At 58.1% G+C, this 19,967-nt stretch carries 18 protein-coding genes; 9 read left to right on the forward strand and 9 right to left on the reverse strand.

Annotated features, from left to right (window positions below; genetic code table 11):
- Nucleotides 1–128 precede the first annotated feature (128 nt).
- The 3 genes from lon (at nt 129) to AVCA_RS10765 (ending at nt 5,028) form a co-directional block, all read left to right on the forward strand.
- On the forward strand, nt 129–2,522 hold the full coding sequence (gene lon / locus AVCA_RS10755) for an endopeptidase La (RefSeq protein WP_012700945.1): 2,394 nt from the start codon (nt 129–131) through the stop codon (nt 2,520–2,522).
- 135 nt (nt 2,523–2,657) lie between these two features.
- Nucleotides 2,658–2,930: a nucleoid-associated protein HU-beta gene (hupB, locus tag AVCA_RS10760; RefSeq protein WP_012700946.1), complete on the forward strand. Its 273-nt coding sequence runs from the start codon at nt 2,658–2,660 to the stop codon at nt 2,928–2,930.
- A gap of 223 nt (nt 2,931–3,153) precedes the next feature.
- On the forward strand, nt 3,154–5,028 hold the full coding sequence (locus AVCA_RS10765) for a SurA N-terminal domain-containing protein (protein WP_012700948.1): 1,875 nt from the start codon (nt 3,154–3,156) through the stop codon (nt 5,026–5,028).
- 166 nt (nt 5,029–5,194) lie between these two features.
- On the opposite strand, the gene phaC is transcribed toward AVCA_RS10765, so the two are convergent.
- The 3 genes from phaC to phbB form a co-directional block, all read right to left on the reverse strand.
- On the reverse strand, nt 5,195–6,898 hold the full coding sequence (gene phaC / locus AVCA_RS10770) for a class I poly(R)-hydroxyalkanoic acid synthase (RefSeq protein ID WP_012700949.1): 1,704 nt from the start codon (nt 6,896–6,898) through the stop codon (nt 5,195–5,197).
- Between the two features lie 245 nt (nt 6,899–7,143).
- Nucleotides 7,144–8,322 carry an acetyl-CoA C-acetyltransferase gene (locus AVCA_RS10775; protein ID WP_012700950.1) on the reverse strand — a complete coding sequence of 393 codons (1,179 nt, stop codon included), beginning with the start codon at nt 8,320–8,322 and terminating at the stop codon, nt 7,144–7,146.
- A 62-nt stretch (nt 8,323–8,384) separates the two neighbouring features.
- Nucleotides 8,385–9,128, reverse strand: a complete 744-nt coding sequence (gene phbB / locus AVCA_RS10780) for an acetoacetyl-CoA reductase (RefSeq protein ID WP_012700951.1) — start codon at nt 9,126–9,128, stop codon at nt 8,385–8,387.
- Between the two features lie 449 nt (nt 9,129–9,577).
- On the opposite strand from phbB, the gene AVCA_RS10785 reads away from it, so the two are divergent.
- Both AVCA_RS10785 and AVCA_RS10790 read left to right on the forward strand, forming a co-directional pair.
- A complete protein-coding gene (locus tag AVCA_RS10785) occupies nt 9,578–10,687 on the forward strand; it encodes an AraC family transcriptional regulator (RefSeq protein ID WP_231876181.1) in 1,110 nt (369 codons plus the stop codon).
- A gap of 358 nt (nt 10,688–11,045) precedes the next feature.
- Nucleotides 11,046–11,606 carry a phasin family protein gene (locus AVCA_RS10790; RefSeq protein WP_012700953.1) on the forward strand — a complete coding sequence of 187 codons (561 nt, stop codon included), beginning with the start codon at nt 11,046–11,048 and terminating at the stop codon, nt 11,604–11,606.
- A gap of 60 nt (nt 11,607–11,666) precedes the next feature.
- Here the strand turns inward: AVCA_RS10790 and phaR are convergent, their stop codons facing one another.
- From phaR to AVCA_RS10815, 5 genes are all read right to left on the reverse strand, one after another.
- A complete protein-coding gene (gene phaR, locus AVCA_RS10795; protein ID WP_012700954.1) occupies nt 11,667–12,191 on the reverse strand; it encodes a polyhydroxyalkanoate synthesis repressor PhaR in 525 nt (174 codons plus the stop codon).
- A gap of 161 nt (nt 12,192–12,352) precedes the next feature.
- On the reverse strand, nt 12,353–12,898 hold the full coding sequence (folE, locus tag AVCA_RS10800) for a GTP cyclohydrolase I FolE (RefSeq protein WP_012700955.1): 546 nt from the start codon (nt 12,896–12,898) through the stop codon (nt 12,353–12,355).
- A 91-nt stretch (nt 12,899–12,989) separates the two neighbouring features.
- The gene (locus tag AVCA_RS10805) at nt 12,990–13,550 is read right to left on the reverse strand and encodes a Smr/MutS family protein (protein WP_012700956.1); all 561 of its coding nucleotides are present in this window, start codon (nt 13,548–13,550) and stop codon (nt 12,990–12,992) included.
- A gap of 52 nt (nt 13,551–13,602) precedes the next feature.
- On the reverse strand, nt 13,603–13,929 hold the full coding sequence (locus tag AVCA_RS24810) for a hypothetical protein (protein ID WP_072432542.1): 327 nt from the start codon (nt 13,927–13,929) through the stop codon (nt 13,603–13,605).
- A gap of 107 nt (nt 13,930–14,036) precedes the next feature.
- Entirely contained in the window at nt 14,037–14,630 is a 594-nt protein-coding gene (locus AVCA_RS10815) for a cysteine hydrolase family protein (protein WP_012700958.1), read from the reverse strand.
- A 332-nt stretch (nt 14,631–14,962) separates the two neighbouring features.
- On the opposite strand from AVCA_RS10815, the gene prmB reads away from it, so the two are divergent.
- Nucleotides 14,963–15,883 carry a 50S ribosomal protein L3 N(5)-glutamine methyltransferase gene (gene prmB, locus AVCA_RS10820; RefSeq protein ID WP_012700959.1) on the forward strand — a complete coding sequence of 307 codons (921 nt, stop codon included), beginning with the start codon at nt 14,963–14,965 and terminating at the stop codon, nt 15,881–15,883.
- A 29-nt stretch (nt 15,884–15,912) separates the two neighbouring features.
- Here the strand turns inward: prmB and AVCA_RS10825 are convergent, their stop codons facing one another.
- A complete protein-coding gene (locus tag AVCA_RS10825) occupies nt 15,913–16,866 on the reverse strand; it encodes an alpha/beta hydrolase (RefSeq protein ID WP_012700960.1) in 954 nt (317 codons plus the stop codon).
- A 112-nt stretch (nt 16,867–16,978) separates the two neighbouring features.
- Here AVCA_RS10825 and aroC point away from each other — a divergent pair, with 112 nt between their 5' ends.
- From aroC to AVCA_RS10840, 3 genes are all read left to right on the forward strand, one after another.
- Nucleotides 16,979–18,070, forward strand: a complete 1,092-nt coding sequence (gene aroC, locus AVCA_RS10830) for a chorismate synthase (RefSeq protein WP_041807175.1) — start codon at nt 16,979–16,981, stop codon at nt 18,068–18,070.
- A 96-nt stretch (nt 18,071–18,166) separates the two neighbouring features.
- The gene (locus AVCA_RS10835; protein ID WP_072432541.1) at nt 18,167–19,318 is read left to right on the forward strand and encodes an MFS transporter; all 1,152 of its coding nucleotides are present in this window, start codon (nt 18,167–18,169) and stop codon (nt 19,316–19,318) included.
- On the forward strand, nt 19,315–19,935 hold the full coding sequence (locus AVCA_RS10840) for a methylthioribulose 1-phosphate dehydratase (protein ID WP_012700963.1): 621 nt from the start codon (nt 19,315–19,317) through the stop codon (nt 19,933–19,935). The genes AVCA_RS10835 and AVCA_RS10840 overlap by 4 nt, the downstream gene beginning before the upstream one ends.
- Nucleotides 19,936–19,967 lie beyond the last annotated feature (32 nt).

Here is a 19,967-nt window from a genome sequence, read left to right on the forward strand (position 1 = left end):
CCGGAAGGGGCCTGCGGGCCCCTTTGCATTTCCACCGCGGTGCTTGTTTTTTCCTAGGGCTACCCTCATCTTAGAAATCAGGGTGCGTTCGTCACTCTCCGGTCCTGAGCCCACGTAGAGCCTAAATCATGAATATGATCGAATTACCTCTTCTGCCGCTGCGTGATGTTGTCGTATATCCGCACATGGTAATCCCGCTGTTCGTGGGGCGCGAAAAGTCCATCGAAGCCCTTGAGTCTGCTATGAGCGGAGACAAGCAGATCCTCTTGCTGGCCCAGAAGAACCCGGCAGATGACGATCCGGGAGAGGCATCTCTCTATCGAGTCGGTACCGTTGCAACGGTCCTGCAGCTGCTGAAGCTTCCCGACGGTACCGTCAAGGTTCTGGTCGAAGGAGAGCAGCGAGGGATCATTGAGCGCTTCATCGATGCCGAGGGGCACAGTCGGGCGCAGTTGTCCTTGGTCGAGGAGGCTTCGATCACCGAGCGAGAGGGCGAGGTCTTCATTCGTAGCCTGCTCAGTCAGTTCGAGCAGTATGTCCAGCTTGGCAAGAAAGTGCCTGCCGAAGTCCTGTCGTCATTGAATAGCATCGATGAGCCGGGGCGGCTGGTCGACACCATGGCTGCACACATGGCTCTCAAGCTTGAGCAGAAGCAGGAAATCTTGGAGATCGCCGATCTTTCGGCCCGTGTCGAGCACGTTCTGGCGCTTCTGGATGCTGAAATCGATCTGCTGCAGGTCGAGAAGCGTATCCGGGGGCGAGTGAAGAAGCAGATGGAGCGCAGTCAGCGCGAGTACTATCTGAACGAGCAAATGAAAGCCATTCAGAAGGAGCTCGGCGATATCGATGAAGGTCACAATGAAATCGATGACTTGAAGCAGCGCATCGAGACTGCCGGTTTGACGAAGGAGGCGCTGGCCAAAGCCCAGGCCGAGTTGAATAAGCTGAAGCAGATGTCTCCGATGTCGGCGGAAGCTACTGTCGTCCGTTCCTATATCGACTGGCTGGTCAATGTGCCCTGGAAAGCCGAGAGCAAGGTTCGTCTGGATCTGTCCAAGGCCGAGACCATTCTCGATACGGATCATTATGGTTTGGAGGAGGTTAAGGAACGCATCCTCGAATATCTTGCCGTGCAGAAACGTGTGAAGAAGCTCAAGGGGCCTGTGCTCTGCTTGGTCGGGCCTCCAGGCGTTGGCAAGACTTCCCTGGCCGAGTCCATTGCGCGGGCTACCAATCGCAAATTTGTGCGCATGGCGCTGGGCGGTGTCCGCGATGAAGCCGAAATCCGCGGTCATCGCCGTACCTATATTGGCTCGATGCCTGGCCGGCTGATCCAGAAAATGACCAAGGTGGGGGTTCGCAATCCACTGTTTCTCCTCGATGAAATCGACAAGATGGGCAGCGACATGCGGGGAGATCCTGCTTCTGCGCTGCTGGAGGTGCTGGATCCGGAGCAGAACCACAACTTCAACGATCATTACCTGGAGGTTGACTATGACCTCTCGGATGTGATGTTCGTCTGCACCGCCAACTCCATGAACATTCCGGCGCCGCTCTTGGATCGTATGGAGGTGATCCGGCTTCCTGGATATACCGAAGACGAGAAAGTCAATATCGTCGTCAAATATTTGGCTCCCAAGCAAACCCAGGCCAATGGCTTGAAAAAAGGGGAACTGGAGTTCGAGGAGGCAGCAATCCGCGACATGGTCCGCTACTATACCCGTGAGGCGGGAGTTCGTAGCCTCGAGCGGCAAATCGCCAAGGTCTGTCGCAAAGTGGTCAAGGAAAATGCCAAGGAAAAACATTTCAAGGTTACGGTAACGGCCGACTCGCTGGAGCATTTTCTGGGCGTCCGCAAATATCGTTATGGGTTGGCTGAGCAGCAGGATCAGATCGGTCAAGTCACGGGACTGGCTTGGACCCAGGTCGGGGGTGAGTTGTTGACCATCGAAGCGGCTGTCGTACCGGGCAAAGGGCAACTGATCAAAACCGGATCGCTTGGTGATGTCATGGTCGAATCCATTACGGCGGCATTGACCGTAGTGCGAAGCCGGGCGAAAAGTCTCGGGATTCCGCTGGATTTCCACGAGAAGCGGGATATCCATATCCACATGCCGGAAGGGGCGACGCCCAAGGATGGTCCCAGTGCGGGAGTGGGGATGTGTACTGCCTTGGTTTCCGCGTTGACACAAATTCCCGTGAGGGCTGATGTGGCAATGACCGGGGAAATAACGCTGCGTGGTCAAGTACTGGCCATTGGTGGATTAAAGGAAAAACTTCTGGCGGCTCATCGGGGAGGTATCAAGATCGTTATCATTCCTGAAGAGAACGTCCGGGATTTAAAAGATATCCCAGAGAACATTAAGCAGGACTTGCAGATCAAACCGGTCAAATGGATTGACGAGGTCCTGCAGATTGCGCTGCAATACGCCCCAGAGCCCTTGCCTGATACGGCCCCGGAGATGGTCGCAAAGGATGAGAAGCGCGAAACTGATCCCAAGGAGAGAATCAGTACGCACTAGCCGCTAGGGCTTTCCTTGACATCTTTTTGAAGCGCTTGATATAAAGCCACTCTTTTCGTGTCGGCAAACCATCCAGCACCCGCTTTGCCTGCACCAGGATCAAGAAATAACCCAAATGAAATAAGGGGACCTAGAGTGAACAAGTCGGAATTGATTGATGCGATTGCCGCATCCGCTGATATCCCGAAAGCTGTTGCCGGCCGGGCGCTGGACGCAGTGATTGAGTCTGTCACTGGCGCCCTGAAGGCTGGCGATTCCGTGGTGCTGGTTGGCTTTGGTACTTTTGCTGTCAAGGAGCGTGCTGCTCGTACTGGTCGCAATCCGCAGACTGGCAAGCCGATCAACATCGAGGCAGCCAAAATCCCTGGCTTCAAGGCTGGCAAGGCCTTGAAGGACGCGGTCAACTGAGCGTCTTGCGAGCATAGGGGACGTTAGTGGGGATTGCCTAGTCTCTGGTCACGGAGCAAGGGTTCGGCCGATTAGCATACCGACTTGTCACGTCGGAAATTATGGGGTCGGAGTTCGCTCTCTCCACCAGTTACGAGGAGGCGCATCCAAAAAGATGCGCCTTTTTCATATTCAGACTCTACCAGTGCTAAATGGCTTTTCGTCGGTCATTTCTGGGGGATGCATGCTGCAGAACATCAGGGACAATTCACAAGGGTGGATTGCCAAGATCATCATTGGGGTTATCATCGTACTGTTGGCCTTGACCGGCTTCGACGCCATTCTCACTAGCACGAGCAACAGCCAGAATGCGGCAGAGGTCAATGGCGCGAAAATCGGACTGGCCGAGCTGAACAGGGAAGTGGAGACGCAGCGTCGGCAACTGCTCCAGCAGCTTGGCAAGGACTTCGATGCTTCTCAATTGAACGAGGGGTTGCTACGCAATGCAGCGCTCAGCGGCCTGATAGAGCGCAAGTTGCTGCTGCAGGGAGCGGAAGCGGCAGATTTTGCTTTTTCCCAAAATGCTCTGGATCAGCTGATTCTGCAGACTCCTGAATTTCAGGTCGATGGCAGATTCGACGCCAATAGGTTCGATCAAGTCATTGCGCAGATGGGCTACAGTCGTCCGCAGTTTCGACAGATGTTGGAGCAGGAAATGCTCATCGGTCAGTTGCGCGCCGGTTTGGCTGGTAGTGGCTTTGCGACTGATCGCGAGATCGGCGACTTTGTTCGCTTGGAGCGGCAGACTCGAGATTTTTACACCTTGACATTATCCGCTGACCCTGCCCAGGTGACGGTCGGGGACGAGGTGGTGCAGGCCTACTACGAGGAACATGCCAGTAGCTATATGACTTCCGAGCAGCTCGTAGTGGAATATATCGAGCTGAAGCGGGATGCCTTCTTCGACCAGGTAGAAATCAGGGACGAGGATCTACAGGCACTTTATCAGCGAGAAATTGCCAATCTTGCTGAACAGCGACAGGCTGCACATATTCTCCTCGAAGTGAACGACAAGCTGAGTGAGGAGCAGGCTAAGGCCAAGCTGGAGGAGCTCAAGGCGCGTATCGACAAGGGGGAAGATTTTGCCGCTCTGGCCAAGGAGTTCTCTCAGGATCCGGGCTCGGCAGACAAAGGGGGTGATCTAGGCTATGCAGGGCCTGATGTCTATGATCCGGCTTTTGAGAAGGTGCTTTATTCCTTGAAGGAGGGAGAGGTCAGTTCTCCGGTTCGCAGCGAGTTCGGCTGGCACTTGATCAAGCTGCTCGATGTGCAAGCGCCCGAGATTCCCAGCTTCGATACCCTGAAGGAAAAATTGGTCCATGAACTCAAGGCAGAGCAAGTCGAGCAGGCTTTTGTTGAGGCTTCGCGTGACTTGGAGAATGCAGCCTTCGAGGCATCGGATCTTGCTCAGCCGGCCCAGGAGCTTGGGCTTCAGATTAAAGTCACTCCTCCTTTTGGTCGTGAAGGCGGTGAAGGCTTAACAGCGAACCGGCAGGTCGTTCAGATTGCATTCAGTCCCGAAGTGCTTGAGCAAGGCAATAATAGTAGTGCTATCGAGTTGGATCCCGATACAGTCGTTGTTCTGAGGGTGAAAGAACATAAGAAGCCCGAGCAAATTCCCTTTGATCAGGTAGCTGGCAAAATTCGAGAGCAGTTGCTGAAGAAGCATGCTGCCGAAGAGGTCAGAGTCAGAGGAGAGGCTCTCCTCGGTGAGCTTCGGCAGGGACACACACCGATTGATCAAGCTCAACAGGGGGAGGGTTGGCATGTGGTGGAAGCTGCGGCACGTGATCAAGAAGGTGTTGATCCTGCCATCCTGCAGTCGGCATTCCACATGCCGAAGCCTGCTGGCACAGATAAGCCCTCCTTTGCCGGAGTTGAGCTACCGAACGGTGATTATGCACTGATTCGCCTGACTGGAGTCAGCGATCCTTCGGATGCTTTGTCCGAAGAGGAGAAAGGCATGTATCGACGCTTTTTGGCCTCACGTAATGGCCAACAGGATTTTGCAGCCTATCGGCGCCAGCTTCAGTCGGTAGCTGACATCGAGCGTTTCTGACATCGCTTGGTAGGGCTGCTGGAGTGCTTTAGCTTTTAAATAGGGAAATCAAGAATGCCCATATCTTCAGAGATATGGGCATTTTAACTTTAACAGCCTCTAGTGCTCGCACTGATTAGTGGCGCTGATGGTTTCTCAGACTTCACGATGGTCTGAGATTGATGGATCAGCCTTTCACGTAACGGCCTGGTGCTGCCTCTATGACCTGATACTCGCGATTACCGCTCTGTTTGACTGCCGGGCCCTGCTCGCCAGCGTGCTGAACAAGCCAGGCGAACCAATCGTTCCACCAACTGCCCGGCTTTTTCTCGGCAGTCTCCATCCAGATATCCGGATCGGCTGGTGTCTGTTCATTGGTCCAGTAGTGCCGTTTGTTCTGTGCTGGTGGGTTGATGACTCCTGCGATATGACCCGAAGCGCCAAGAACGAAACGAATCTTGCCGGAAAGCAGGTTGCTGGTGTTATAGGCGCTGCGCCAAGGGACGATATGGTCATCTTGAGTGCCTAGCAAGTAGGTGGGGGCCTTGATCTTGCTCAGATCCAGCCTGACTCCACAGCACTCCAAGTCACCTGATTTAAGGTCATTTTGTAGATAAGTATGCCGTAGATACCAACAGTACATGGGGCCAGGAAGATTGGTACTGTCATTATTCCAGAACAACATATCCAAGGTCCGTGGTTTTTGTCCCTTGAGATATTTGTCCACAGTGTAGTTCCACCACAATTCATTCGGGCGTAGCAGAGAGAACGTGTTGCCCATGTCTTGGCCACGGAACAGGCCAACGGGACCTCCTTTGCCGCCAATGGTTCGTTCTCGCTGAGTGACGAACTGTTCGTCGACGAAAACGTTGATAACTCCTGTATCGGAGTAATCGAGGAAGGTAGCCAGCAAGGTCAGGCTACTGATATGGTCCTTGCTGCCTTGAGCTTCAAGTACAGCAAGAGCGGTGCTCAACAGGGTTCCGCCAATGCAGAAGCCGACACAGTTGAGCGGCTGTCCGCCACTGATGGCTCGGGTAACCTTGATGGCCTTGATCGCGGCGTCCTGAATGAAATTGTCCCAAGTTTTACCAGCGCAGCTTGCGTCGAAATTGCGCCAGGAGACCAGAAATACTTGGTGGCCTTGTTCAAGGGCATAGCGAACCAGTGAGTTTTCGGGACGTAAGTCGAGAATATAATATTTGTTGATCGAGGGGGGAACGATGAGCAGCGGGCGCTGATACTGCTTTTCACTGAGTGGCCGATACTGGATGAGCTGGAACAGTTCATTTTCGAATACAATGTCGCCTGGTGTCGTGGCTACGTCACGTCCAACCTGGAAGTCACCACTATCGCATTGGCGTAGTTTACCTTCCTTCAAATCACTCGCTAAATGCAACATGCCGTTGAATAGGCTGACGCCGTTGCTTTTTACCAAGGCTTCCAAAGCGTCGGGGTTGCTGGCAAAAAAGTTGCTTGGTGCACTGGCAGCAATAGCCTGTTCCACTAGGTAGTAGAGACGCTGGCGAGGTTTTTCATCCTCTATTTTCAATTCTTCGAGCAACTCCATCATATATCTGGAGTTGAGTAGATAATATGCAGCCAGCGAGCCGAACAGGGGAGAGCTCCAGTTATCGCTTGCGAATCGCTTATCCGTGAAACTGAATGGTTTCCTCGAAAGAAGCTGCAAGCCAAGTTGGTACCACTCGCGCTGGTAATCGCTCTGTATCTGGTGCAAGCGTTCTGCTGGAATATCGAACCATTTTGCATTATCCGTATCGACGAACCAAGGTGAAGTATTCACCCAGAGGCGCAGTTGCTGCAGAGCAAAATTGGCTACGAAGGGCGTCTGAGCTGACCAGAAACTTGTGAAAGAGGGGGCTTGATCCATGACATTTTTCCTGAAAAACATACAAATTCATCACGGACTGGAAGGTCCTGATCCGTCATTGATGGCGGACTGACATCCTGATGAAGACTTTGGCTGCCTCAGTCCGGGCGCTCGCTGCATAGCTATTTGCTCTCTTGAAGCGAATCGTCGATTCAGGATGTCTGGTGGGCACACACGTATACGGATGATTCCTGAGGACTCATCCGTATCGTGTCACTGGTCGAGCAGGTTCAATTTGTCAGGATTCAACGCTCCACTGCGAGGGCTACGCCTTGTCCACCACCGATGCAGAGAGTTGCCAAGCCTTTTTTGGCGTCGCGCCTGATCATTTCATGCACCAGAGTGACCAGAATGCGACAACCGGAGGCTCCGATCGGGTGGCCAATCGCAATAGCGCCGCCATTTACATTGACTTTGCTGGCATCCCATCCCAGTTCTTTGCTCACACTCAGGGATTGAGCTGCGAAGGCCTCATTGGCCTCGATCAAATCCAACTCGTCCAGATTCCAGCCAGCTTTTTCCAGACAGCGACGGGTAGCCGAAACCGGACCGATGCCCATGATGGCCGGGTCTACAGCCGCATTGGCATAGGCTTTGATTCGTGCCAGGGCTGGCAAGCCGAGCGAACGAGCCTTTTCCGCACTCATCAGCAGTACCGCGGCAGCACCGTCGTTGATGCTGGAAGCATTACCGGCGGTGACGCTTCCGTCTTTCTTGAAGGCTGGCTTGAGTTTGCTCAGCGCTTCGAGGGTGGTCTCGGCACGTGGTTGTTCATCGGTGTCGAAGATGATCGGATCCCCCTTGCGCTGCGGGATTGATATCGGCGTGATCTGACTGCGGAAATGACCAGCCTCGATGGCGGCCACAGCCTTCTGCTGTGAGGCAGCGGCAAAGGTATCCTGTTCTTCTCGGGAAATACCGAATTTCTCGACCAGGTTCTCTGCGGTGATACCCATGTGGTAGTTGTTGAAGACATCCCATAGGCCGTCTTGGATCATGCTGTCGATCAGGTTGGCATGTCCCATGCGCAGACCGGTGCGCGCGCCCGGAAGAACATAGGGCGAAAGGCTCATGTTCTCCTGGCCGCCCGCGATGATCACATCGGCGTCTCCACAGCGAATGGCTTGAGTGGCCAAGTGCAGAGCCTTGAGGCCGGAGCCGCAGACCTTGTTCAAGGTCATGGCGGGAACGGTATGGGGCAAACCCGCCTTGATCACGGCCTGGCGAGCCGGGTTCTGGCCTACGCCAGCAGTGAGTACCTGACCCAGAATCACTTCATCGACTTGGGCCCCATCCAGCTTGGTTTGTTCGAGCAGCCGACGAATCACGGCGGCGCCCAGTTCTGCGGCAGGAATACTTGCCAAGGACCCTTGGAAGCTACCTACTGCAGTCCGGGTTGCAGCGACGATTACAACCTCTTTCATGAAGGAATTACCTCATATGAATGGGGGCTTGACCGGAAAGCCTAGCAGCTTTCCGAATGCCGTCATTGCATGTTCAGACCGCCGTTGATGGAAAAGTCGGCGCCGGTGGCATAGGCCGCTTCCTCGGAGGCCAACCAGGCGACCGTGCTGGCGATTTCCTCGGGCTGGCCGAGGCGGCCGACCGGAATGCCGGCAGTGATCTGCTCGAGAACTTCCGGCCGCATGGCGCCGGTCATTTCGGTGAGGATGTAGCCGGGAGAGATGGTGTTGACGGTTATGCCCTTGCTGGCCACTTCGCGAGCCAGGGCCATGGTGAAGCCGTGGATGCCCGCTTTGGCGGCAGAGTAGTTGGTCTGACCGAACTGGCCACGCTGCCCGTTGATCGACGAAATATTGATAACGCGGCCCCAGCCCTTGCCGAGCATGTCTTCGATGACTTGCTTGGTGGTATTGAACAAGCCATTGAGGTTGGTGTTGATCACTGCTTGCCAGTTTTCCGGAGTGAGCTTGCGAAAGCTGGCATCCCGGGTGATACCGGCATTGTTCACCAATACGTCAATGGTCCCCACACGTTCGCGCAACTCGGCGAAGGCACGCTGAGTGCTCTCCCAATCGGTTACGTCGTGTTCGCAGACTTCAAAAGTGAAGCCGCTATCGCGCTGGGCCGCGAGCCATCCATCTTTGCGTTTGGATTGCGGAGTGCACCCGACGATCACGGTGAAGTTTTCCTTGTAGAGGCGCCGGCTGATTGCTGTCCCGATTCCGCCCATGCCGCCCGTGACGAATGCAATTCGTTGATTGCTCATAGATTTCCCTTCCTTTTTTGTCGGAGACCCTGGCTGCCCACGACTGCTGAATGGCGTGTAGCTGCGCAGCGTCGTTTGTGTCGTGACTCGCGAGGCTCATTCTCGATTGGGTCACGCTTTAAGGATAGTGCCCGTTGGTGACATCGTACTGGCGATTGGTGACACCCTTTGCAAGGTTTTCCAGTGGCTTTTTGCTATCGGGCTGATATGGCGGTGATGGGGCGTAGCTGTAGCTATTGCCGCAGATGTGTGGAAGGGGACATCCACTTGGCGCGACTTCTGAAGGGCACGAGCCGAATTGATGATGGATGGAGAATGCCGAGAGCGATGAATGGTCGTCCTGGCGCCAGAATCCTGTGTTTTGATATCGACTTTCTGGCATGTGATGTACGCGGCATGGGCCCGGTCGCTTGGCGAGGCGGGATTTGCCGTAGGAGCTAGAATGCTCGATGCATTGGTTTTTCCACATGCGTTTGGTTTCTTGGCCCATGGAAGAGAGCGCGAAAAGGAATATGTTTACAGTCAGTGTGAATTATGCACGGCTCGTCGAGGAGACGCTTAGGGCAGAGGGTTTGGAAATTGAAAGTCTACTTAAGGAGTTGGGCTTAAACCCTAATATTTTCAATGATATAGAAGGATGTCGTGTCAAGAATCTTTCGAGGATCCTGAGTCGAGCCGTGGTGCAGAGCGGCAATCCGGATATAGGGCTCAAGGCCTATGGGCTGGTCAAGCCCGGGATTTACGATGTCGTGGGCTATGCGATGATGTCGAGCCCCGATCTCAAAAGTGCTCTTCAGCATTTTGTCCGTTATTGCTCATTGATCGATAATGGCGTCGATTTTTCCCTGCATCGGGAGGGGCGCACCTATCGTCTGTGTGGCCGCCGCCATGGCGGTAGCAAGGCCATACCACGGCAGTTCTACGATGTCGGTATGGCGGCGTTGATTGCCTACCTGCGTTGGTTATGCGGGAACGCACGGTTCACGCCTTTGTGTATCGAGTTCGTGCATGCGGAGCCGATTGATACGGAAGAATATGCTCGCATCCTGAACTGTCCTATCCGATTCAATTCTTCTCATTTTTCCATTTTTTTCGATGCGACCCAACTGGACTCTCCTTTGAGCACCGCCGATGCGGCCTTGGCAAGCATGCACGAGCGTTTTGCCGAGCAGCGACTGCATGAGCAGAACTCCCAATTGAGTACTTGGCGAGTCCAGCAGTTGATCATGGAGCGGCTGAGCGACGGCGAGCCAACCATAGAAGAGATAGCGGGAACACTTTGCGTGAGCAAACGCACCTTGCAGCGTTGTCTGAAGAAGGAGGGTACCCAATACAAGGATTTGCTGAATGAAACTCGTCGTGAGCAGGCTCATCTGTATCTGTGCCATTCACATTTCAGCCTGCAGGAGGTCGCCTACCTGCTGGGGTTTCACGAGCACAGCAGTTTTTTCCGTGCCTGTTCGCGTTGGTTCGGTATGACTCCGGGGCAATACCGGGCTCATAGAAGTTTTTTCCGAGCCGACTCCCGGAAGGGGCATGCCGTTGTCGCATACGGATGATCGGCCCGTAGGAAAAAGCGTAAAACCAGCAAGCCTGGAGCGGGTTGGCTGGTATCCGTGGTGTGCAGGGCTCGTCGCTTGTAGTTCCCTGCATGCTGCGATGCAAAAAACCTTTGTTAGGGCTACTCAACTGATTCCTGGTGCTCCGGCAGCAGGAGGAGTCCGATGTGTACGGCCTAATCCAGCCCGAAGCCTTGAAGTTCCATCAAATTTCCTCTTGGGTGATTTTTGCGGTGCAAGAAAATACTTGCACAAAAAATTTTGCAGTGCAACAATGAAATCGTCCGTTGAATCCAAGAAGCCGTCAGCAGCGGCGTTGCCAGGCCAGTCCGGCCGTCACTATGCAGGAGATACCGTCATGTCTTTTTTTGATCTGGAAAAAGTGGAAAGTGCCTCTAAGTCCAACCTGGATGCTGTTCAGCAACTGAGCAGCAAGCTTTTCGAGGGTGCCGAAGAGCTTGCCAAGCTGCAGTTCAAGACCATACGAGCCGCGACCGACGACAATTTCGAAAATTTGCGCAAGATAATATCGGTGCGTGACCCGCAGGCCTTCCTGGAGCTGCAGGCTTCTTTCTTCAAGCCCAACGAGCAGGCTGAGCGTCTCGTGGAGTTCAGCCGCCAGACTTATGACCTCATTTCCCGTTTTCAGGCAGAAGTCACCAGGCTGACCGAGCGCCAAATCGAAATCGGCACTCAGCAGGCTCAGGAAATCGTCGAAGAGATCTGCAAGAACGCTCCGGCTAGCGCCGAGCCGGTCGTATCCGTATTCAAATCTGCCGTCGAAGGGGCCGGCAACGTCTACGAGAGCGCGCAGAGAGCAGCCAAGCAGGCATCCGAAATCACCGCGAGTGGCATCGAAGCGGCCGCCAACGCCGCAGGTCAGGCGACTGCCCAAGCCGCTGGCAAGAAGACTGCCTGACAGTAGCTGGTGACCGCTGCGCCATGGTTTTACCTTCCTTGAGTCCTTTGGCGATGAAGGTCAGCTTTGGCCTTCATCGCCATCTTTCTTTCCGCCTGTTTTGCCGGTAAAACCGGAAAAAATGCCGAACATGTTCTGAGTATTCAGGTAAAGCTTCTTGGATTGTTCGACGTACTGGCGCATCAGGTCCTGCATCATGGGGGCCTGGCTCTGCATGAAATCTGTCCAGGCCTGAGTGGATTGCACTCCAGCCTGAGTCTGTACCTCTATGACGCTTTGGATGCTTTTTTCCAGATAGCTGGTGAGTACGCCCTGGAAGGGGCCGTAGAAGCGAATGATCCCTTTGAGCATTTCGCTGGAAAAAATCGGCTCACCATCGCTTTCGGCCTCCTGGATGATTTGCAAGAGGATGTTGCGGGTCAGATCTTCCCCGGTTTTCGCGTCGATTACTTGAAAGGGTTCTTCGCTGACCACCAACTGGCGGATATCGGCAAGCGTGATGTGGCTGCTGGTGCGAGTGTCATACAAACGGCGATTCGGATACTTTTTGATCAGACGAACATCGTTTCGGCCATTGGCTGACATGCGTATATCTCATTGTATGACGGGGCCTATCATGGTAACCCGAATGGCAGTCGTCTGGCCGGCCGAAGACAACATCCAAGGCGCGAGACCCTGCAGCGTGGGCGCGCTTTGCTTCCAAGAGTACGCCTTGGGTGCTGCCAGGTCAGGGCAGGCTCGTCGTATCACTTGATCAGACTGAGAAATTCACTGCGGGTGGCTGTATTGCTGCGGAAGTGGCCGAGCATTACCGAAGTGACCAGGGTGGAGTTCTGCTTTTCCACGCCACGCATCATCATGCACATATGTTGCGCTTCGATCACCACGCCCACTCCCGAGGCTCCCGTGACTTGTTCCACTGCCTCGGCGATCTGACGGGTAAGGTTCTCCTGGATCTGCAGACGTCGCGCGAACATGTCGACGATTCGGGCGACCTTCGACAGGCCCAGAACCTTGCCATTGGGTAGATAAGCCACATGCGCCTTGCCAATGAACGGCAGCATGTGATGCTCGCAGAGCGAATACAGCTCGATGTTCTTCACCATCACCATTTCGCTGTTGTCCGAGCTGAACAGGGCGCCGTTGACGACCTCCTCAAGGGTCTGCTGATAGCCGCGGCAGAGATACTGCATGGCCTTGGCCGCACGCTTGGGCGTGTCGACCAAACCTTCACGGGAAACGTCCTCGCCGAGCTGGGCGAGAATCGCGGTGTACTGCTGTTCCAGGGACATGGATATTCCTGCGAGAGCTTTTTGATGAGATACACGAGCGTGCAGGTTAGGGGGGCGTAATGAGGGTTGCAAGCATGCCAAGGTGATTCGGCTATTCGTCGCGCCCCTCGAGCATGGTGCGTTTGAGCAGCACATAGACGGCTCCCGTGCCGCCATGGCGGGGTAGGCAGGAGGTAAAGCCGAGTACCTGTGGATGCTGACGCAGCCAGGTGTTGACGTGACTCTTGACCATGGGGCGCTTGCCATCCAGTCGGGCAGCCTTGCCATGGGTGATGCGCACGCAGCGCACTTCCAGTCTGATGGCTTCGGCAAGAAAGGCCCAGAGGGTTTCGCGGGCTTTCTCCACACTCATGCCATGCAGATCCAGACTGCCCTCGAAGGCGATCTGCCCGGCCCGGAGTTTGCGCATCTGGCCCTCCTGGACGCCATCACGCGCCCAATGGAGGTCGTCCTCGGCAGCCACATCGATGACGAATTGATCGGACAGACCGTCGATTTGCTGCGTTTCGACCTGCTGCATGGCTGCCTGGCGGCGGCTGGTGATCTGTCGCCGGTCGCGCTGGCGCACGCCGGTGTCGGCGCGATCATCCCGACGCAGCGGTTTGACGCCGAGAGTGGCGGATTGGAACAGGGCGAAATCGTTATCGGACATGGGCTGACCTCCATGAGAGGCACCTAGTTTAACCAATGGATGCCTTCCGGCGTCAGTCGTGCTTTTTAGTAGGGGTGAAAGCGCTGCCGGAATGCCGTATGGCGCGCAGGCCACGCCGACAGACACGCCAGGCGTGAATGCCCGCCCAGAGCAGCAGGAGACCGAGGATCAGGAGAAGTACGGCGGCGCCGACGGAGAGTTCGGGAAGATCCCGGCCCGCTCCGGGAGTCGGAGCTTGGCCAAGCAGGGAGGCGGTACCTGCCATGGCGAGCAATATGCCCAGAGAGGCGGATAAGGTTGCAAGTCCCGCCCCAAAACGCCAGCGGTTGATCTGCAGCTTGTGGGCGGATGATGAGGTGGACTCGTCAGTCGGCTTCATTGAGGGCTCCTCCCGCCGAGGTCTTGGCCCTTGGCGCTCGGCAACTGGTAGTACAGTCTGTCGCCGAGCATCGAATGTTTTATATACGCGCTGTGTTCGGGGCTCGGTTAGAGTAGTGCCTGCGCGTCGGGCACTATGGCCGCGAAGTTGTCGGCGAGGCTGGCGATCTCGACGCGGTGGACCTGCTCCGCACTGAGGGTTCCATTCGGGCTCGGCAGGTCACGGGTAGCACAGGCGCGATCCACCAGGGTGCAGCGATATCCATAATCCTTGGTTGCACGCACGGTGCTGCTGATGCTGGAGTGGGTCATGAAGCCGCAGACGATCAGGTCCAGACGGCCGATCGCCTGCAACCGGTCATGCAGGTCGGTGCCGGAGAAGGCGTTCGGCAGGCGCTTCTCCACGACGATTTCTCCCGGCTGCGGTGCGACTTCCGGGATGAGCTGGCCACGCGTACCCTGCGGATCGAGGAAGCCTCCGGGAATACCGAGGTGTTTCACATGCACCACCGGGGTGCCTGCGGCGCGAGCGGCGGCCAGCAGGCCGGCGATCTCCACGATTGCAGACTCGAGCCCAGGCAAGCGCAGGATGCCACTGCGGTACTCTTCCTGCGCATCGATGACGAGCAGGGTGGCATTCTTCAGGTGGGCCGGTGTAAAGCTGCGGCCTGTGATCTGCATCACGGTTTGTGGTTGGGGCATGGTGGCTCCTCCATGGAAAAACGGCGCGGATTGTCTCCTTCCTGTCTTCAGAAGTGAACAAACATCACCTTAAGTCTATGAGACGGGGCGACCGCCGGGCTTGGAGATGCCTATCGAGCCGACAATCGCCGGGGCTCCGGGTTGGCCGCTCTCCACCCTTGTGCGATGCCTCGCATGCTTTGCGACAAGCCTGATTCGGCCCATGGAGTGCCAGTCTTTCGCCATGGAGTCAAGCAGCCGGATTGCTCGCATTACCCTACAGGCGCGGCTTGTTTCCAGCCGGGGGATTCCCGCTGCCTGCTAGAATGCCCGCTTTTGGTTGGGAGATATACATGGCAGCCATTCCGACCCGCCTGCGTACCCCGCGCGATTATATCCGTTGGGCGGTCAGTCGTTTCCATGCCGAGGGGCTGTATTTCGGTCACGGTACCGACAACGCTTGGGACGAGGCTCGCCAACTGGTACTCGGCGCCCTGCATCTGCCTTGGGAAACGGCCGACGGTTATCTGGACTGCCGTCTCGAAGAAGACGAATGCATGCATCTGGGCGCTTTGCTCCAGCGCCGCATCGAAGAGCGTATCCCGGCGGCCTATCTGCTCGGCGAGGCTTGGTTCTGCGGGCTGCCTTTCCTGGTCGACGAACGGGTGCTGGTGCCGCGCTCGCCGATTGCCGAGCTGATTGGCCAGCGTTTCGCTCCCTGGCTGCCACACGAGCCGACGCGGATTCTCGATCTCTGTACCGGCTCCGGTTGCATCGGCATCGCTTGTGCCCATGAGTTTCCCGGGGCAGAGGTGGTGCTGGCCGATCTGTCTTTCGACGCGCTCGAAGTGGCCAATCGGAACATCGAGCGCCACGCTCTCGACGAGCGTGTCTATACCGTGCAGGGAGATGGCTTCGCCGGTCTGCCGGGGCAGCGGTTCGACCTGATCGTTTCCAATCCGCCCTATGTGGACGCCGAGGATTTCGCCGACATGCCGGAAGAATACCGCCATGAACCGGCCATGGGGCTGGCCTGTGGCGAAGATGGCCTGGATCTGGTCCGGCGCATGCTGGCGGAGGCGGCCGACCACCTGACCGAGCGGGGCGTACTGATTGTCGAGGTGGGGAACAGCCAGGTGCATGTTGAGACACTCTACCCGGAAGTGGATTTCACCTGGCTGGAGTTCACCCGGGGCGGGCATGGCGTCTTCCTGCTGAACGCCGCCCAGTGCCGGGAGTATCGGGATCTGTTTTGCATTCGGCTTCGGCCCTGAGCCGTGAGTCGGATGCGCTCGGTTGGACGCTACCGAGTCGTTTCGCCCCGCAGGATGAAGTCGCCGATCGCTTGTCCCAGGACGCTGGCCAGCGGCAACTCCGGATTGTTGTAGGAGGGCAACTGGTGCTGCACATCCGCCGGGACGATACGCAGCACATGATTCATGCCGTCGACCGGTAGCAGCTCGGCGTCGGGTTTGGCGGCCTTCAGGGCTTCGGCGTCCTTCATCCCGACCTGGATGTCGTGGCGTCCCTGGACGATCAGCGCCGGAATGCGCACCTGGGCGAAGGCCCCTGCCGGATCCTGGCGGAACAGCGAGATCAGATAGGGTTGTACGCTCGGGCGAAACAGCACCTCGAGCGGCTCGGGGATCTGCTCGTGAGTGCGTCCCGCCTTGAGTTCGTCGATCAGCGCCGCGCTGAAGGCCAGCAAGGGTGGTGGCAGGCGCGTGCTGAGTTGTTCCAGCAGTACCTGGTCGATCGGACGGCCGCTGCCGGCGATGACGACCAGCGCGTCGGCGCCGGCCTGTTCGGCGGCCAGGCTGGCGATCAGCGCGCCTTCGCTGTGACCGATCAGCACCAGACGGGAAAAGCGCGGGTCGGCACCCAGCTCGCGGCCCCAGGCGGCCGCATCGGCGACGTAGCCTTCCACGCTCAGCATCCGCTCGTCCGGGGCGGCGGCCAGGCTGGCGGCGACACCGCGCTTGTCGTAGCGCACGCTGGCGATGCCGCGCCGGGCCAGGGCTTCGGCCAACCGCTTGAGACTGTCGTTGCGGCCGGCCGGATTGTTGCCGTTGCGGTCGGTGGGGCCGGAGCCGGCGATCAGCAGGGCCACGGGCACCGGGTTGGCGTCCTGCGGCAGCAGCAGCGATCCATACAGTACTCCGCTCGGGGTCGCCAGCTCGATGGGCTGGTGCTGAACGGTCCTGGCATGGACGAAACCTGCCACCAGGAGCAGAAACAGCAGGAATATTCGCGACATCGTGGACGGCCATGGCTGCGCGCCGGCTGGCGCAGGGCGGAGGATGAACTGGCAGTGCCCCCTGGGTATACTCGCACACCTTCGATCTGGCTGATTGTTCGCGGAGCCCTGTATGTCCGGCAATACTTACGGCAAGCTGTTCACTGTCACCACGGCCGGCGAGAGCCATGGCCCGGCCCTGGTTGCCATCGTCGACGGCTGCCCGCCCGGGCTGGAACTGTCGGCCGCCGACCTGCAGCGCGACCTCGACCGGCGCAAGCCGGGCACCAGCCGCCACACCACCCAGCGTCAGGAAGACGATGCGGTGGAGATCCTCTCCGGCGTGTTCGAGGGCAGGACCACCGGCTGCCCGATCGCCCTGCTGATCCGCAATACCGACCAGAAATCCAAGGACTATTCGGCGATCAAGGACCTCTTCCGCCCGGCCCATGCCGACTACACCTATCATCACAAGTACGGCATCCGCGACTACCGGGGCGGCGGCCGCAGTTCGGCGCGCGAGACCGCCATGCGCGTGGCGGCCGGCGCCATCGCCAAGAAGTATCTGGCGACCCAGGGTGTGTCCGTGCGCGGTTACATGAGCCAGCTCGGTCCGATCGAAATCTCTTTCAAGGATTGGGACTCGGTGGAGCGGAACGCCTTCTTCTGTCCCGATCCGGACAAGGTGCCCGAGTTGGAGGCCTACATGGACCAGTTGCGTCGCGATCAGGATTCGGTCGGGGCCAGGATCAGCGTGATCGCCGAAGGCGTGCCGCCGGGGCTCGGCGAGCCGATCTTCGATCGTCTGGATGCCGAACTGGCCCATGCGCTGATGAGCATCAATGCGGTCAAGGGCGTGGAGATCGGCGCCGGCTTCGCCAGCGTCGCCCAGCGCGGCACCGAGCACCGCGACGAACTCACCCCGGATGGCTTCCTGTCCAACAATGCCGGCGGTATTTTCGGTGGAATCTCCTCGGGTCAGCCGATCGTCGCCCACCTGGCGCTCAAGCCGACTCCCAGCATCACCACTCCGGGCCGTTCCATCGACATCCACGGCAACCCGGTGGAGGTGGTCACCAAGGGGCGCCACGACCCCTGTGTCGGCATCCGCGCCACTCCGATCGCCGAGGCCATGATGGCGCTGGTGCTGATGGATCATCTGCTGCGTCATCGGGCGCAGAATGCCGGGGTTCGAGTACTCACCCCGGTGCTGCCGCAACTGTGAGCCTGGGCGCGGGCCGCTCAGGGCTCCTCGATTCCCGACGGCCATCCTGCTGGATGTCGTCCGGAACCCCGGTTCGGCTCGCGCTTTGATCAAGCCATGTCGTCCGCATTGCCCTATTGGCGCCTTTCCGGCTTCTACTTCTTCTATTTCGCCCTGCTCGGTGCGACGGCACCGTTCTTCCCGCTGTATTTCGATCATCTGGGCTTTTCCGCCGCGCGCATCGGCGAACTGCTGGCGATCCCCATGCTGATGCGCTGCCTGGCGCCGAATCTGTGGGGGTGGCTGGGCGATGCGAGTGGGCGGCGGCTGGCCATCGTGCGGCTCGGCGCGCTCTGTACCCTGGGCTCCTTCGCGCTGATCTTCGTCGGGAAGAGTTATGCCTGGCTGGTGCTGGTCATGGCCCTGCACGCCTTCTTCTGGCATGCCGTGCTGCCGCAGTTCGAGGTGATCACCCTGGCCCATCTGCGCGAGCAGTCGGCACGTTACAGCCAGTTGCGCCTGTGGGGCAGCATCGGTTTCATCGCCGCCGTGGTCGGGCTCGGTCAACTGTTCGAGTGGCTCGGTCTGGGCGTCTTCCCACGGGTGATCGTGCTGATCATGGGCGGGATCGTCCTCGGCAGCTTCTGGGTGCCCAATGCCCAGCCGGAATCGCGGGCCGGCCTGGAGGTGCAGGGTGGTTTCCTGTCCCAACTGCGCCGCCCCGGTGTGCTGGCTTTCTATGCCTGTGTGGCGTTGATGCAACTGAGCCACGGTCCTTACTACACCTTCCTCAGCATTCATCTGGAGACCCTGGGTTACGGTCGCGGGCTGATCGGCCAGCTCTGGGCCCTCGGCGTGCTGGCGGAAATCCTGCTGTTTCTGGCGATGGCCGGGCTGTTGCGGCGTTTCTCCCTGCGCCGGCTACTCATGGCCAGTTTCCTGCTGGCCGCGCTGCGCTGGCTGCTGCTGGGCAATCTGGCCGATCATCTGCCCGCTCTGCTACTGGCGCAGATGATGCATGCGGCGACTTTCGGCTGCTTCCATGCCTCGGCCATCCATTTCGTGCAGCGCAGTTTCGGCGTTCGCCAGCAAGGACAGGGGCAGGCCCTGTATGCGACCCTGTCCGGCGTCGGGGGGGCCCTGGGGGCGTTGTATTCCGGCTATTGCTGGACGAGTCTCGGCCCGGCCCGGACCTTCGCCCTGGCCAGTCTGGCGGCGCTGGCGGCCGCCATCATCATCGCCACCCGTTCGAGAGAGGAGGGGCCATGAGCCCGACCCGCGCACAACTGACCCGGCAGATCATCGAAGCCGGACGCTTCCTGTACGGCCGCGGCTGGTCGCCGGCGACCAGCAGCAACTATTCGGCACGGCTGTCGCCCGGCGAAGCGCTGCTCACCGTTTCCGGCAAGCACAAGGGCCAGCTCGGCGAGGACGACGTGCTGGCCACCGACATGGCCGGCAACAGCCTCGAGCCGGGCAAGAAACCTTCGGCCGAGACCCTGCTGCACACCCAGTTGTACACTTGGAAGACCGAAATCGGTGCGGTGCTGCACACGCATTCGGTGAACGCCACCGTGCTCTCCCGGCTGATCCTGAGCGATTCTTTGGTATTCGCCGACTACGAGTTGCAGAAGGCCTTCGCCGGCATCGGTACCCACGAGTGCCAGATCTGCGTGCCGATCTTCGACAACGATCAGGACATCGCCCGCCTGGCCAGCCGGGTGCGGCCTTGGCTGGACGAGCATCCCGACTGCGTCGGCTACCTGATCCGTGGCCACGGCCTGTATACCTGGGGCGCCGCCATGAACGACGCGCTGCGCCAGGTGGAGGCCTTCGAGTTTCTCTTCGACTGCGAACTGAAAATGCGTGCCCTGCAGGGCCGCTGAGCCGGAAGGCCGCCGGAGCGACCCGCGGTTTC

This window comes from Azotobacter vinelandii CA (genome assembly GCF_000380335.1).
Classification (GTDB): domain Bacteria; phylum Pseudomonadota; class Gammaproteobacteria; order Pseudomonadales; family Pseudomonadaceae; genus Azotobacter; species Azotobacter vinelandii.